This window comes from Agrococcus carbonis (assembly GCF_900104705.1).
Classification (GTDB): Bacteria; Actinomycetota; Actinomycetes; order Actinomycetales; family Microbacteriaceae; genus Agrococcus; species Agrococcus carbonis.
The window spans coordinates 1628586-1642510 of the sequence record NZ_LT629734.1 but is presented as its reverse complement, the minus strand read 5'-3'; the positions used below and the strand labels follow the sequence as shown (position 1 = coordinate 1642510).

Sequence of the window (13925 nt, the reverse complement as noted above, 5' to 3'; positions counted from 1 at the left end):
TCGTGTCTCGTCGCGCCAGCCCAGACTCGGGCGGCGTCGGCGAGGGACAGGAAGGGCCCCGGCTATATCGTGGCGGCATGCGCGGACGCTACGGACCCCTAGGCGACGGGCCGCGACGTGCTGCAGGGAGCGGTGTGTGGCTGCTCCCGGCGAGCGCCGCGCTCGTGTCGCTCGCCGTCGTCGCGGGAGCCGCGCTCACGGGACCGTGGCGGATGGGCGAGCTCGACGGCGGGCCGCCGAGCGCGCCGAGCGAGACCACCGCGCCGACCCAGACGCCGTCGGCGGAGACGCCGCCGCCGGGTGATCCGATCGACACGAGCCAGCCGGTGTCGTGGTTCGTCGTCCTCGTCGTGGCGCTGGTCGCGATCGTCGTCGCCGCCGTTCTGCTGCGACTCATCCGCGGGGCCGCCCGCGCACGCATCCGCGATGTCGCCAGCACGACGCGCCCCACGACCGACCACGATGTGGCCGAGGCGGGAGAACCCGACCTCCCGGCGCTCCGCCAGGGCGTCGATGCGGCCCGTGCCGTGCTCGCCGAGCGCGACGACGCTGACGACGCGATCATCGCCGCCTGGCTCGCGCTCGAGGCTGCGGCCGCGGACTCGGGCGTGCACCGGGCACCCGCGGCGACGCCGACGGAGTTCACCGCATCCGTGCTCCGCTCTACCCACGCGGACGCCGACACCATCCGCACACTGCTGGGGCTGTTCCACCGCGCGCGGTTCGCGCGCTCCGACCGGATGACGCGCGGCGACGTCGACGAGGCGCGCCGCTGCCTCGAGCGCCTCGCGGGGCACTGAGGGGCGCGGTGAGGCGGTTGCCACTCACCATGACAGGACTCGCCGCCGGCACGGTCGGGCTCGTCATGCTGCTGCTCGCCTTCGAGCCCGCGAACATCGCCCTCGCGGGCGCGGCCGTCGCCGTGCTCGGCGCACTCATCGGCCGTGCGGACATCGGCCGGGAGCCGTCGCTGCCGCAGCTGCCCGGCGGTGGCCGCAGCGGCGGCCAGCGGCACGAGATCGCCCAGCTCTCCTGGTCGATCATCGATCGCGACGGTCGCGTGACGGAGCAGGGCATGCGCGAGCTCCGCGCAGTCGCAGCCGGTTGCCTGCGCACCGCGGGCATCCACCCAGACGACGACGATGCCGTCGCCGCGGCGCTCGGCGCCCGCGGCCTCCGCACCCTGCGCGCCTTCGAACCCCCGACGAGCCGCGCCTTCGACGACTGCCTGACTTCCCTCGAGACCCTGCAAGGAGACCGTCCATGACGCATCCGCCCGCCCCGACCCTCGCGCCGATGCCCGTCGCCCGCATCGCAGACCTCGGTGGCGAGGTGCTGCGCGAGGTCGGCACTGCGGTCGTCGGCATGGCGCAGCCGCTGCGGCTCGCGCTCGCCGCGATCCTCGCGGGCGGGCACGTGCTGTTCGAAGACGTACCGGGGGTCGGCAAGACACTCGCGGCGCGCTCGCTCGCCACCGCGCTCGGGCTCGACTTCCGGCGGCTGCAGTGCACGCCCGACCTGCTGCCCGCCGACATCACCGGCTCCTACGTCTACGACCCCGCCGACGCAGGCTTCGCATTCCGCCCGGGCCCGGTGTTCACCGGACTGCTCCTCGCCGACGAGATCAACCGCACGGCGCCGAAGACCCAGTCGGCGCTGCTCGAGGCGATGGCCGAGCGACAGGTCTCTGTCGAGGGCACGAGCTTCCCGCTGCCCGCGCCGTTCCACGTCGTGGCGACCTCGAACCCGGTCGAGTACGAGGGGACGTACCCGCTGCCGGAGGCGCAGCTCGACCGCTTCATGGTGCGCCTCGCCGTCGGCTATCCGACGGCGGCGGCCGAGGCCGACGTGCTCGCGCGGCGGCTCGGGCGGCGGCGGGAGCGCGCCGACGTGCGGCAGGTGGTGACGGCCGACCAGCTGCTCGCGATGCAGGCGGGCGTCGAAGCCGTGGAGGTGGATTCTGATCTCGTCGCCTACTGCGTCGCCCTCGCATCCGCGACCCGCGTCCACAGCGCGGTCGAGGTCGGCGCGTCGCCGCGCGGCTCGCAGGCGCTGCTGCTCGTCAGCCGTGCGCTCGCGGTGCTCGACGGACGGGACTACGCGCTGCCCGAGGACGTCAAGGCGGTCGCGGTCCACGCGCTCGCGCACCGACTCACGCTCACCGCAGCATCGTGGGCCGGCGGCACCCAGGCGCAGGATGTCGTCGCGGCGCTGCTGGATGCGGTGCCCGGGCCTGCGACCCGTCCTTCGGTGTCGTGAACGCACCGCCTCGCACGAGCCGCCGCGCGAGCACCGCTGCCTGGGCTCCGTCGACGGCGGTGACGGCCGGCCTGATGCTCGGTGTCCTCGCGCTCCTGATCGGGGCGCTCACCGGTCGCGCCGAGCTCGCCGCGCTCGGCGTGGCCCCGATGATCATGAGCGCCGCGGCCGCCGAGCGTCGACCCGCCGGGTCGCTCTCCGTGCAGCTGCAGCCCCCGACGAGCACGGCCGCAGGATCCGGCGTGCGGAGCGCGGTGACCATAGTGGCGCCGCTGGGCGCGCACGCCGCGCGCGTCAGGGCATCCGGCCCGGGCACGCGCCCGACTGAGCGCCTCGTGCGGCTCGTACCTGGCGAGGCACGGACGCTGCCGCTGCGCACCGCGAGCCCGCGCACGGGCGAGCGGTGGGTGTTCCAGGTGGATGTGCTCGGGCTCGCGGCGCAGCAGGGTGCGGTCAGCGACGTGGTCACCGTGGGGCCGACGGCCGCGCTCGTGCTGCCGCAGCCGCGCCGGCTCGGCGCGCTGCCGCTGCCGCCGCGCCTGCAAGGACTCGTCGGTCCTCACGCGGCGCGGCGCATCGGGGACGGCACGGAGCTGCACGATGTGAGCCTCTTCGCCCCGGGAGATCGGCTGCGCCGCATCGACTGGCGCGCGAGCGCGCGCCGCGGCACGGTCGCGGGCGAGCTCCGCGACCTCTACGTGCGGCGCACGCAGTCGACAGCCGACGCGACGGTCGTGCTCGTGATCGACTCCCGCGACGAGGTCGGGCCCGATGTCGGCACGTGGGCAGGCGGGCGCGACGTGCACCCGAATGACGCGACGTCGCTGGACATCGCGCGGGAGGCCGCGGCCTCGCTCGCCGACAGCTACCTGCGGCAGGGCGATCGTGTGGGTCTCGAGGATCTCGGCCTGCGCCAGCGCCCCGTGCGGCCCGCGGGCGGTCGTCGGCACCTGGACCGGATCATCCGCCGGCTCGCGCTCGCCGCACCCGAGCGCACCGCCCCGCGAGCGCGCGTGCGCGCCCCGCAGGTGCCCTCGGGCGCGCTCGTGATCATCCTCTCGACGTTCCTCGACGACGAGGCGATGGCCGTGGCGCTGCAGTGGCGGCGCACCGGTCACCGCGTCGTCGCCGTCGACGTGCTCCCCACCGCGCGCGGTGCGGAGGTCACGAGCCGCACGGCGATGGCCTATCGCCTCGTGGCGCTTCGGCGCGACGACCGGCTCGAGGCGCTCCGTCGCGCGGGCGCCTCGGTGGTGCGGTGGGACGACGACCGACCCGAGCCGGTCGGGGCTCGAGCGGCGCTCGAGCTGCTCTCGCGCGACCGGCAGCGGGCGCCCCGGTGAGCGCGCCGACGTGGTCGGGCCGCCGAGCCGCCGATGCGCCGGCGACCTCGTTGGAGACCGAGCGATCGGTGCCGGCGCTCGTGCTGCGGCTGACGCTGCTCGCGCTGTGCGGCGCGGCCGGTGCGGTGCTCGGCGTCCCGGAGCTCTGGGTCTGCCTCGTGGCGGGCGCCGTCGTGGCCGGCTGGCCGCATCCGATCCTGCTCATCGCGGCGATCGGTACCCTCGTCGGAATGTTCGCGGTGGGTGGCGAACTGGGATGGCAGCTGCCCGTGCTCGTGCTGCTCACCCACGCGGCGCTGCGCATCGGCGTCGTCGCGGATGCCGTCTCGTGGCGAGCGCGCATCGAGGTCGCGGTGCTGCGGGATGCGGTGCCGGGCTTCCTCGCGGTGCAGGCGGTCGCGCAAGGCGCTGCGGCGCTCGCCCTCGCGCTCGAGGGTGCGGCACCGGTGCCGTGGCTCGTCGTCGGCGCCGTCGCGGCGCTCGCCGTGCTGTGCTGGGTGGTCGTCGGGCGGCTGCGGCGCACGTGACCTCGGCGGTGCTGCAAGCGGCGCGGGGCGGCGTGGTCTCGTGACGCGTGCGCCTGCGGCGCGCGCTCCTCGACCGGCGGGGTGGGCGGCATGCGGCGGCATGCACCGTTCCCTCGCCGGTCGAGCAGCCGCGGCAGGCGGCGTATCGAGACCGCGGGGGTCCGTCTCGATACGCCCGCTGCGCGGGCTACTCGACGAGCGGATGGGGCGGCGTGGTCTCGTGACGCGAGCGCCTGCGGCGCGCGCTCCTCGACCAGCGGGGCAGGGCGGCGCGCTCGACCAGCGGGGCGCGTCAGCGGGCGGGGAGCAGCGGCAAGACGTCCTCGGCGAACTGCTCGAGGAAGCGGCGCTGGTCGCCGCCCGGCCCGTGGAAGACCAGGTGGGTGAAGCCGAGCTCTGCGTAGTGGGCGATCGCGCCCGCGACGGCCGACGCATCCGACCCCACGATCCAGCGCTTCGCGACCTGCTCGATCGGCAGCTCGTCGGCGAGGCGCTGCATCTCGATCGGGTCGTGCACCGCGTGCTTCTGCTCCTGCGAGAGCGAGAGCGCCGCCCAGAAGCGCGTGTTCTCGAGCGCGGCGTCGGCATCGCGGTCGTACGAGACCTTGATCTCGATCATCCGGTCGACCTCGGCCGAGTCGCGCTCGGCCTTCGCGAGCCCCTCCTCGAGGTTCGCGACGATCGTGTCGCGGTAGTACTCGTCGCCCTTCCCCGAGGTGCAGATGTGGCCGTCCGCGAAGCGCGCGGCGTAGCGCGTGGTGGCGGGGCCGCCGCCCGCGACGTAGATGGGGATGCGCTGCGCGGGGTCGGCGGCATCCGGCCGGTCGTAGATGGTCGCGCCGTTCAGGCGGTAGAAGTCGCCCTCGAAGTCGACGCGCTCTTCGCTCCACAGGCGGCGGATGAGCCGCACCGCCTCGCGCAGCCGCGCGAAGCGCTCGGCGAGCTCGGGGTACTCGACGCCGATCGCCTGCTCGTTGAGCGCCTCGCCGGTGCCGACCCCGAGGATGAGCCGGCCGGGGTGCACCTGCCCGAGCGTCGCGAACTGCTGCGCGACGACCGCCGGGTGGTAGCGCAGCGTCGGCGTGAGCACCGAGGTGCCGAGCACGAGCCGCTCGGTGCGCTCGAGCGCCATGCCGAGCCACGCGACGGCGTTCGGGGCGTGCCCTCCCTCGTGCCGCCACGGCTGCAGGTGGTCGCTGATGAAGGCGCTGTCGAGGCCGACCCGCTCGGCGAGCACGACGAGGTCGAGCAGCTCGCTCGGGCTGAACTGCTCGGCGCTGGCCTTGTATCCGTACCGCATGCCGCCCAGTCAAGCAGGCCCGCTACAGCGGCAGCCCCAGCATCGTCGGATCGGGCAGCCCGAAGCGGTGCGCCGTGATCGCGATCGACTGCTCGCGCACGAACGGCAGCAGCTCGATCCGCCCCTCGGTCGTCACCGGCCCGTCGTAGACGGCGACCTGCGGATGCTCGGCGAGCGCCGGCAGCAGCGCCGCGTCGGTGCCCACGAGGCGGATGCGTCGCAGCGGCTCGGTCGTGCGGGTCAGGCCGAGCGCATCCTCGTTCTCGACCGCCGCGAGCGCCTCGCCCGATGCGATGCGCGCGCGGAAGCCGGCATCCGACTCCTCGACGAGCTCCTCGATGCGCACGTGCGGGATCGCCTGGCGCGAGAGCTTGAGCACGCCCGCGGGCACCTCGACGGCGGTCGAGAGGCGCACGATCGCGCGCGTGCGGGCGGCCGCGGCGAGCAGCCGCACGAGATCGGCGACCGAGCCGTCCTCGGCGACGCGGATGAGCACGTCGGCGGGCCGGTGGCGCAGCACGTTGCGCTCGACGCCGAGGTCGGCGAGCTCGCGCGCCCCGCCGAGCACGGCCTCCCACGCCGTCTGGTCGCTGTTGGCGCCGGCGCGCACGCGGTCGAACTCGATGAAGTCGAGCGCGGGGGTCGCGGCCTCGATGAGCTCGGAGACCCGCTTGTCGAGGCCGTGCAGCCGCACCGAGGCGCGCGGGCCCCGCTCGACCGGCGCCCAGTCGACGAGCGGCATGAGCCGGCTCGGCCCGCCCGCGTGGGTGCCCGGGCCGACCTGCGAGCTGCGCCAGCCGCCGAACGGCTGCCGGTGGGCGATCGAGCCCGTGATGGGCCGGTTGACGAAGGCGCTGCCGGCGCGCACCTCGTCGAGCCAGTGGGCGACCTCGTGCGGGTCGAGCGAGTGGATGCCCGCGGCGAGGCCCGTGCCCGTGCCGTTCTGCACCTCGATCGCCTCGTCGAGGTCGTCGACCTCGACGATCCAGAGGTGCGGGCCGTGGAGCGGTTGCGCCGGCAGGTGCTCGGGGAGCACCGCGTCGCGGATGCCGGGCGTCCAGAGCCGGCCCGACGCATCCGCCCGCCTCGGCTCGAGCAGCCACTCCTCCTCGTCCTCGAGGGTCGTGAGCGCCCGCAGCAGCGGGCCGTCGGCGGGCGCGACGAGCGGGCCCACCTGCGTGCGCACGTCGAGCGGCGAGCCGACGTGGAGGGCGGCCGCGGCGTCGACGAGGCGCGCGCGGAAGCGCTCGGAGTCGCCCGCGGTGTCGACGAGGATGACGACGGATGCGGCGGCCCGGCTCTGCCCGGCGCGCGCGAACGCGCTCGCGATGATGTCGTCGGCGGCCTGGTCGAGGTCGGCCGACGGCGTGACGACGATGCTGTTGACGCCGCCGGTGCGGGCGAGGAGCCCGCCGTCGGGCCGCGCGCGCCGCAGCCGCGCCGCGGTGCCGTCGTCGCCCGTGAGCAGCACGCGCCCGGCCGCCGGGTGCGCGGCGAGCCGCTCGACGAGCGCGTCGTCGGCGACCTCGCACAGCACGAGCGCGTCGCGCGGCACGCCGCCCTCCCACAGCGCCTCGCACAGCACCGCGGCGGTGCGCGCGGCCTGCGGCGCGGGGCGCAGGATGACGGCGGAGCCGGTCGCGAGCGCCGCCGTCACGTCGTCGGCGGCCGCGGCGACGGGCGAGCTCCACGGCGAGAGCACGACGGTGAGCGGCACGGGGGTCGCGACGGCGTCCTCGATCTGCTCGAGCCCCGGCGCGTGCTCGGCGTGCAGCCGCGCCGCGTCGATCGCCGCGGACACCTCGGCGTCGGCGTCGGCGATCGTCGTGCCGGTCTCGGCGATCGCGATCTCGACGAGCCGCCCGCGGTAGGCGCCCAGCGCCTCGGCGGCATCGCGCAGCGCGGCCGCGCGTGCCTCGGCGCCGACGGCAGCCCATCCGTCACCGGCCTGCGCCGCCCGATCGATGCGGCGCTCGAGGGTCGGCCAGTCCTCGATGCGGTTCATGTCGACCGTGCGCAGCCCGAGCTCGCTCGAGCCGGCTCGGCGCACGACCCGGCGCGCCCAGTCGCGGTTCTGCGGCAGCGTGACGTCGGTGACGGGCTCGTGCGCGAAGCCGGCCGGATGCGTCATGGACGCGGCGAGGTCGCCCAAGCGATCCTGGGTGCGGGTCGGCGGCGGGAGCTCGCCCGCGGCGTCCTCGCGGCGCAGGTGCTCGAGCGAGGCGAGGAACCGGTCGCGCTCGCGCTGCAGCACCGCGGGGTCGCCGAGCTCGGCCATCGCCGAGAGGAAGCCGTCGCCGTCGGCGTGCTCGTCGAGCCGGCGCAGCAGGTAGGGCACGGCGTCGGCGAAGCGGGCGGGCCGCGCGACGGGCGCCGTGAGCACGACCTGCGGGAAGAGCTCGCGCACCGCGTCGCGGTGGTCGGCGCCGATGCCGAGCAGCAGCTCGGCGTCCATGCGCTGATGGGTGCCGTGCTCGCGCGCGATCTCGGCGGCGTACGCGAGGTGGAAGAGGTTGTGCGTCGCGACGCCGAGCCGCACCGCGAACGCGTTGTCGGGCAGCAGCGCCTCGCGCAGCACGCGCGCGTAGTTGGCGTCGGTCGCCTGCTTCGAGGGCAGCGTCGCGAGCGGCCAGCTGTGCAGCGCCGCCTCGACGCGCTCGGTGGCGAGGTGCGCACCCTTCACGAGCCGCACGCGGATGCCGGCGCCGCCCTGGGCGCGGCGCCCGCGCGCGAAGGCGGCGAGGCGGCGGTAGGCCGCGAGCGCGCCCGGCAGCGAGGTCGGCACCGTCGCGCCGGCCTCGAGCCGCGCGAGCTCGGGCCGCGACAGCAGCCGCTCGAAGACCGCGACGGTCAGGTCGAGGTCGCGCTGCCCCTCCACGCCGAGCGTGAGGGGCGGCGAGCCGGCCTCCCGGGCGGCGTGGCGGAACAGCGGCAGCAGCGCGTCGACGGCGCGCTCGACGGTCTCGTCGAACGCCCACAGACGCGCTTGCGGCACGACGTCGGTCACGCGCAGCGTCACGCCGTCGACGTCGTCGCGCTCGAGCAGCGCCGTGATCGCCTCGAGCCGCTCGTCCGCCTCCTGCGCGCCCACCGCGGCGCCGCCGTCGAGCAGCGTCACGCCGACGCGCGTGCCGTCGGCGCGCAGCCGCGCGAGCGCCTTGGTCAGCTTCGCCGGCGTCGCGTCGAGCACGAGGTGGGCGACCATGTCGCGCATGCCCTTCTTGACGACGGGCATGACGAGCTTGGGGCTCACGATGCCCATGCCGCCACCGAGCGTCGCGCCGAGCCTGCGGTGCCAGTCGAGCATGCCCGGCAGCGCGCGGCTCAGCTCCTCGAAGCTGCGGGCGCTCACCCGCGGATCCTCCGGCCGGAGCACGCGGTCGACGAAGCCGAGCGCGAACTCGTACCCCTCCGGGTCGCGCAGCAGCCCCGCGAGCCGCTCCTCGGCCTTGTCGCGCCGGTGGCCGGCGTCGCCGGCGAGCCGCTCGACCCAGCCGGCCACGCGCTCGACGGCCGCGAGCGCGCGGGGGTCCTCGGTGCGCGGCGGTGTGAGGGGGGCGGATGCGGCGGCCGGCGCGGGCGCTGCAGGGTTCGCGACGGGTGCGGGGTGCGGGGCCGGGGCGCGCGGCGGAACGGGCGCGGGCTGCGGGACGGGCGCGGGTGCGGGCTCGGCCACCCGCTCCCGCACCGGCTCGGCGACCGGCTGCGGTTCCGGCTCGGGCTCAGTGACCGGGGCGGGCTGCGGCTCCGCGACTCGCGCAGGCTCGGGCTCGGCGACCCGCGTGGGCTGCGGCTCCGGCTCGGGCTCGGCGACCGGCGTGATGTCCGGCGTCGCGACCGGCTCAGGCGCCGGCTCAGGCGCCGGCTGGCGCACGGGCTCCGGCGTCGGCTGGGGCACCGGCTCCGGCGTCGGCTCGGGCTGCCGCACCGGCTCGGGCTGCCGCACCGGCTCGGTCTCCGGCTCGGGCGCAGGCGGCGTCGCGGCCTGGAGCTCCGCCTGGAGCTCTGCCGCATCCATCTGCACCGTCGGCACGTCGACGATGTCCTGCGACAGCGACCACCCGGTCACGGGCGGCGCCTGCGCGGGCCACGGCCCCGGCACCTCGACCGGCCGGTAGGGCTGCTGCGCGGCCGCCCACGTCGCGTCGTCGATCTCGAACGCGGGGCCGGAGTCGGGCAGCGGGGGCGCCTGCAGCGGCTCGTCGTCGGCGTCCTGCTCGTCGACCACCTCGAGCGGCCCGTCGAGGCCGAGCTGCCGGATGTCGTCGGCGCGCTCCTCGGGCGTGACGTGCGCGTGATCGCGCTGCGCCCGCTCGATGCCTTCAGCGATGAGCGCGTCGAAGTCGTCATCCCTGCGCTGGTCGGTCATGCCGTCATCGTATGCGCCCGACTCCGGAGCGAGCCCTCGCGCCCGACCGTTCCCCCGCATCCGCCGCTGTGGTTGTCTAGGCCCTGGCGCGGCCGATCGGCCGCGCAGCACCGAGCCCCACGGGAGCATGCATGCCGCGCGTCGCCATCGTCGGCGGAGGCCACAACGGCCTCACGGCCGCCGCCTACCTCGCCCGAGCGGGCGTCGACGTGACCGTGCTCGAGCGGCTCCCCCACGTCGGCGGCGCGGCGGTCAGCACGAACGGCTTCGCGGGCCACGACGCCCGCCTGTCGCGCTACAGCTACCTCGTGAGCCTCATGCCCGAGCAGATCATCCGCGACCTCGGCCTCGACGTGCAGCTCGCGCGGCGCCGCTACTCGAGCTACACGCCGCAGCCCGGCACCGACCGCGGGCTGCTCATCGACGTCGGCGACGAGGCGGCCACGCGCGCGTCGTTCGCCGCGATCGGCGCGGCGGACGACGCCGACGGCTTCGCCGCCTTCACCGACCGCACGACCCGGCTCGCGGCGGCGCTGTTCCCCACCCTGACCGGCCCCCTGCCCACCGCGGCCGCCGTGCGCGACGCCGCGGGAGCCGCATCCGCGTGGTCGGAGATCGTCGACGCGCCGATCGCCGACGCGATCGAGGCGGCGGTCGGGCACGACCTCGTGCGCGGCGTCATCGCGACCGATGCGCTCATCGGCACGTTCGCGGCCCTCGACGACCCGGACCTCGAGCAGAACCGCTGCCTGCTGTACCACGTGATCGGCGGCGGCACCGGCGACTGGGACGTGCCGATCGGCGGCATGGGCCGCGTCTCGGGCGAGCTCGAGCGCGCCGCTCGCGACGCAGGCGCGAAGATCCTGACGGGCGTCACCGTCACCCGCGTCACGCCCGACGGCGAGGTCACGTGGCAGGAGCGCGTCGGCGGCCTGCCGACCGACTCGGAGGGCATCCCGACCGGCACCGAGCTCACGGCCGAGTTCGACCTCGTGCTCTCGGCCGTCGCGCCGCACGTGCTCGGGCGCCTGCTCGGCGACGAGGACGGCGGGGCGCCGCGGCCCGAGGGCGCGCAGGTCAAGGTCAACATGCTGCTCTCGCGGCTGCCGGGCCTGCGCGACGGCATCGCGCCCGAGGCGGCGTTCGGCGGCACCTTCCACGTCAACGAGGGCTACGCGCAGCTCGGCGCCGCGCACGCTGCCGCGACGGCCGGGCGCATCCCCGAGCCGCTGCCGTGCGAGATCTACTGCCACTCGCTCACCGACCCGACGATCCTCGGGCCCGAGCTGCGCGCATCCGGCGCCCACACGCTCACCGTCTTCGGGCTGCAGGTGCCCGACCGGCTGCTGACGCCCGAGACGAACGAGCGGATGCGGGGCGAGCTCGGTGCGGCTGTGCTCGCCTCGCTCGACTCGGTGCTCGCCGAGCCGATCGCGCCGCTGCTGCTCGACGGGGTCGACGGGCCGGCGATCGAGACGAAGACGACCCTCGACATCGAGGACGCGCTCGCGATGCCCGGCGGCAACATCTTCCACGGGCCGCTCTCGTGGCCGTGGCTCGAGGGCGAGGCGACGACGGTCGCCGAGGCGTGGGGGGTCGAGACTGCGCACCCGCGGATCCTCATGGCGGGCTCGGGTGCGCGCCGCGGCGGCGCGGTCTCGGGCATCGGCGGGCACAACGCGGCGCACGCGGCGCTCGAGCTGCTGCGCGAGCGCCTGGCCTGACGCGTCTTCCTCGCCCAGCCCGCGGCAACCCAACGGCCATGCGCGACGGATGTGCTGATGCGCGGCACATCCGTCGCGCATGGCCGTTGAGTGCGGGGCCGTCAGCGAGGCGGGTCGTCGCCAGAGCTCGGAGCGGTCAGCGCGGCGTGCGCCCCGCCCAGTCGGAGGCGTGGCTCGCGCGCGACGGCGGCAGCGCGTTGACCTCGGCCCAGTGCGCGACCCGCTCGTCGAGCTCGGGCAGCCGCACCTCGAGCCCCGCCGCGGCGAGCACCTCGACGACGCGCGCGATCTTCGCCGTGCCCACGCCCTTCTCGATGAAGCGGCCCTGCACGACGCCGCGCGCGTGCACCTCGCCGTCGACGACGAAGCGCTGCACAAGGTAGATCGCGCGCTCGTCGGCGCCGAGCACGGCCGTCTCGATGTCGAATCGCTGCCACAGGTCGAGCGAGCGCCGGTAGACCATCGACGACTGCCCGACCACCGCGTAGATCCCGGCGCGGTCGAGCACCTTCGCCATGCCGGTGCGCGTGAGCATGTCGACGCGCGCGAGATCCATGTACGAGGGGTAGCGCCCGTTGTTCATGTGGCCGAGCAGGTCGATGTCGGTCGGCAGCACCATGAACGGCGTGCGCGCGACGTCCTCGATGCCGAGCGCGGGGCGCCCCTTGCTCTTGACGGTCATCGCGAGCAGCCACTGCAACCACATGTTCACAGCCGCCCATCCTGCCCGACGCGTGCGCCGCATCCGCACCCGTTTGGGAGAATCGTCCAATGCACAAGGTGCTGCTCTACTACCGCTTCACGCCCATCGCCGACCCCGAGGCGGTGCGGCTGTGGCAGCACCTGCTGTGCTCGCAGCTCGGCCTGACGGGGCGCATCCTCATCTCGCCGCACGGCATCAACGGCACCGTCGGGGGCGCGGCGGATGCGCTGCGGCGCTACGCGCGCGCGACGCGCGAGTACTCGGGGTTCCGCGGCATGGACATCAAGTGGTCGGCCGGCACGGGCGCCGACTTCCCGCGGCTGAGCGTCAAGGTGCGCGACGAGATCGTCACGTTCGGCGCCCCCGACGAGCTCGAGGTCGACGCCGACGGCGTCGTGGGAGGCGGCCAGCACCTGCAGCCGCACGAGCTGCACGAGCTGCTCGCCGAGCGCCCCGACGCCGTCCTGTTCGATGGCCGCAACCGCTTCGAGGCCTTCGTCGGGCGCTTCCGGGGTGCGGTCGTGCCCGACGCCGACACCACGCGCGACTTCGTCGACCTGCTCGACTCGGGCGCCTACAACCACCTCAAGGACAAGCCGGTCGTCACCTACTGCACCGGCGGCGTGCGCTGCGAGGTGCTGTCGTCGCTCATGCGCTCGCGCGGCTTCGCGGAGGTCTACCAGCTCGACGGCGGCATCGTCCGCTACGGCGAGCGCTATGGCAACGCCGGGCTCTGGGAGGGCTCGCTCTACGTGTTCGACCAGCGGCAGACGGTCGACTTCGGGGCGGATGCGGCGGTGCTCGGCACGTGCGCGGCGTGCGGCGCGCCGACGGGCGGCATGGGCAACTGCCGGCTGTGGTCGTGCCGCAAGCAGGTGCCCGTGTGCGGTGCGTGCGAGCCGTCGTGCGCGGAGCACGTCGCCGCGGCCTGATGCGGCGCGCCGACTGCTGCGCCCGCTGAGCCCGGCGGGGGCGCCGCTGCCGGGTGCCCGGCAGGGGCGAAGTGGGAGAGCGCCCGGCAGAAGTCCGGGACTCAGCGCCTCCAGCTGGATGATGCGCCCGGAGTCGCTCAGAGCCGGAGATCCTCCGGGCGGGCGGCGGCTAGGGTGGCCGCATGGGCGACGGCGACATCCACATCCGGCCGGCGACCGTCGCGGACGCGGCGGCGCTCCAGCCGATGTTCGCCGAGCACCGCAGGGTCGACGAGAACGACGAGAAGGTCGACCGCTACCGCGAGCGCCTCGAGTCGCTCGTGACGAACCCGGGCCACCACATCGTCGTCGCCGAGGCCGACGGTCGGGTGCTCGGCTACGCCGCCGCCCAGGACTACGGGCCCGCGCTGCACCGCGACTGGTCGATCGCGCGCATGCACGACCTGTGGGTCTCGCCGGATGCGCGGGGCCGGGGCGTCGGCACGGCGCTCTTCGAGGCGGTGCGCACGTGGGCCGAGCAGCAGACGCGCATCCGCGTGCTCGAGTGGCAGTCGCTCGAGGTCGCGGCGGAGTTCTACCGCAAGCTCGGCCTCTCGGGCGAGCGTGTCGACGAGGCCGACCCTCGCGAGCTCTACGAGATCGAGGTGCACCTGCCGGGCCGCCCTCGCTCGGTCGTCGAGTAGGCCTGCGCGCTCAACGGTCGTCGAGGAGGCCCGCACCCTCAACGGTCGTCGAGTAGGCCCGGAGGGCCGTATCGAGACGACCAGC

General features: G+C 75.4%; 11 protein-coding genes. 8 read left to right on the top strand and 3 right to left on the bottom strand.

The window, feature by feature from the left end; all coding sequences use genetic code 11:
* Positions 1-134 precede the first annotated feature (134 nt).
* From BLT67_RS07935 to BLT67_RS07915, 5 genes are all read left to right on the top strand, one after another.
* Positions 135-800, top strand: a complete 666-nt coding sequence (locus tag BLT67_RS07935; RefSeq protein ID WP_157674277.1) for a DUF4129 domain-containing protein — start codon at positions 135-137, stop codon at positions 798-800.
* A gap of 29 nt (positions 801-829) precedes the next feature.
* Positions 830-1267 (top strand): hypothetical protein, encoded by a 438-nt coding sequence (locus tag BLT67_RS07930; protein WP_092666516.1) that lies wholly within the window; start codon positions 830-832, stop codon positions 1265-1267.
* Positions 1264-2259, top strand: coding sequence for an AAA family ATPase (locus BLT67_RS07925; RefSeq protein WP_092666515.1), 996 nt, complete (start codon positions 1264-1266; stop codon positions 2257-2259). The genes BLT67_RS07930 and BLT67_RS07925 overlap by 4 nt, the downstream gene beginning before the upstream one ends.
* 74 nt (positions 2260-2333) lie before the next feature.
* Complete coding sequence (locus BLT67_RS07920) at positions 2334-3602, top strand: DUF58 domain-containing protein (RefSeq protein WP_157674276.1); 1269 nt, start codon at positions 2334-2336, stop codon at positions 3600-3602.
* 50 nt (positions 3603-3652) lie between these two features.
* Positions 3653-4129 (top strand): hypothetical protein, encoded by a 477-nt coding sequence (locus tag BLT67_RS07915; protein WP_157674275.1) that lies wholly within the window; start codon positions 3653-3655, stop codon positions 4127-4129.
* A 292-nt stretch (positions 4130-4421) separates the two neighbouring features.
* On the opposite strand, the gene fgd is transcribed toward BLT67_RS07915, so the two are convergent.
* Together fgd and BLT67_RS07905 are read right to left on the bottom strand one after the other, a co-directional pair.
* On the bottom strand, positions 4422-5429 hold the full coding sequence (gene fgd / locus BLT67_RS07910; protein WP_092666512.1) for a glucose-6-phosphate dehydrogenase (coenzyme-F420): 1008 nt from the start codon (positions 5427-5429) through the stop codon (positions 4422-4424).
* Positions 5430-5451: 22 nt separating this feature from the next.
* Positions 5452-9798, bottom strand: coding sequence for a proline dehydrogenase family protein (locus tag BLT67_RS07905; RefSeq protein WP_157674274.1), 4347 nt, complete (start codon positions 9796-9798; stop codon positions 5452-5454).
* A gap of 131 nt (positions 9799-9929) precedes the next feature.
* Here BLT67_RS07905 and BLT67_RS07900 point away from each other — a divergent pair, with 131 nt between their 5' ends.
* Positions 9930-11522 carry a phytoene desaturase family protein gene (locus BLT67_RS07900; RefSeq protein WP_092666510.1) on the top strand — a complete coding sequence of 531 codons (1593 nt, stop codon included), beginning with the start codon at positions 9930-9932 and terminating at the stop codon, positions 11520-11522.
* Positions 11523-11658: 136 nt separating this feature from the next.
* Here BLT67_RS07900 and BLT67_RS07895 read toward each other — a convergent pair whose 3' ends face one another.
* Positions 11659-12228: a thioesterase family protein gene (locus tag BLT67_RS07895; protein WP_231945642.1), complete on the bottom strand. Its 570-nt coding sequence runs from the start codon at positions 12226-12228 to the stop codon at positions 11659-11661.
* Positions 12229-12293: 65 nt separating this feature from the next.
* Here BLT67_RS07895 and trhO point away from each other — a divergent pair, with 65 nt between their 5' ends.
* Both trhO and BLT67_RS07885 read left to right on the top strand, forming a co-directional pair.
* The gene (trhO, locus tag BLT67_RS07890) at positions 12294-13157 is read left to right on the top strand and encodes an oxygen-dependent tRNA uridine(34) hydroxylase TrhO (protein WP_092666508.1); all 864 of its coding nucleotides are present in this window, start codon (positions 12294-12296) and stop codon (positions 13155-13157) included.
* 182 nt (positions 13158-13339) lie between these two features.
* Complete coding sequence (locus BLT67_RS07885; RefSeq protein ID WP_092666507.1) at positions 13340-13840, top strand: GNAT family N-acetyltransferase; 501 nt, start codon at positions 13340-13342, stop codon at positions 13838-13840.
* Positions 13841-13925 lie beyond the last annotated feature (85 nt).

Bases quoted from the DNA above. Each gene is read 5' to 3' on its own strand.
- BLT67_RS07930 (WP_092666516.1), top strand. From the start codon at position 830: ATGACAGGACTCGCCGCCGGCACGGTCGGGCTCGTCATGCTGCTGCTC.
- trhO (WP_092666508.1), top strand. From the start codon at position 12,294: ATGCACAAGGTGCTGCTCTACTACCGCTTCACGCCCATCGCCGACCCC.
- BLT67_RS07905 (WP_157674274.1), bottom strand. From the start codon at position 9,798: ATGACCGACCAGCGCAGGGATGACGACTTCGACGCGCTCATCGCTGAA.
- fgd (WP_092666512.1), bottom strand. From the start codon at position 5,429: ATGCGGTACGGATACAAGGCCAGCGCCGAGCAGTTCAGCCCGAGCGAG.
- BLT67_RS07920 (WP_157674276.1), top strand. From the start codon at position 2,334: ATGCTCGGTGTCCTCGCGCTCCTGATCGGGGCGCTCACCGGTCGCGCC.
- BLT67_RS07925 (WP_092666515.1), top strand. From the start codon at position 1,264: ATGACGCATCCGCCCGCCCCGACCCTCGCGCCGATGCCCGTCGCCCGC.
- BLT67_RS07895 (WP_231945642.1), bottom strand. From the start codon at position 12,228: ATGTGGTTGCAGTGGCTGCTCGCGATGACCGTCAAGAGCAAGGGGCGC.
- BLT67_RS07900 (WP_092666510.1), top strand. From the start codon at position 9,930: ATGCCGCGCGTCGCCATCGTCGGCGGAGGCCACAACGGCCTCACGGCC.
- BLT67_RS07885 (WP_092666507.1), top strand. From the start codon at position 13,340: ATGGGCGACGGCGACATCCACATCCGGCCGGCGACCGTCGCGGACGCG.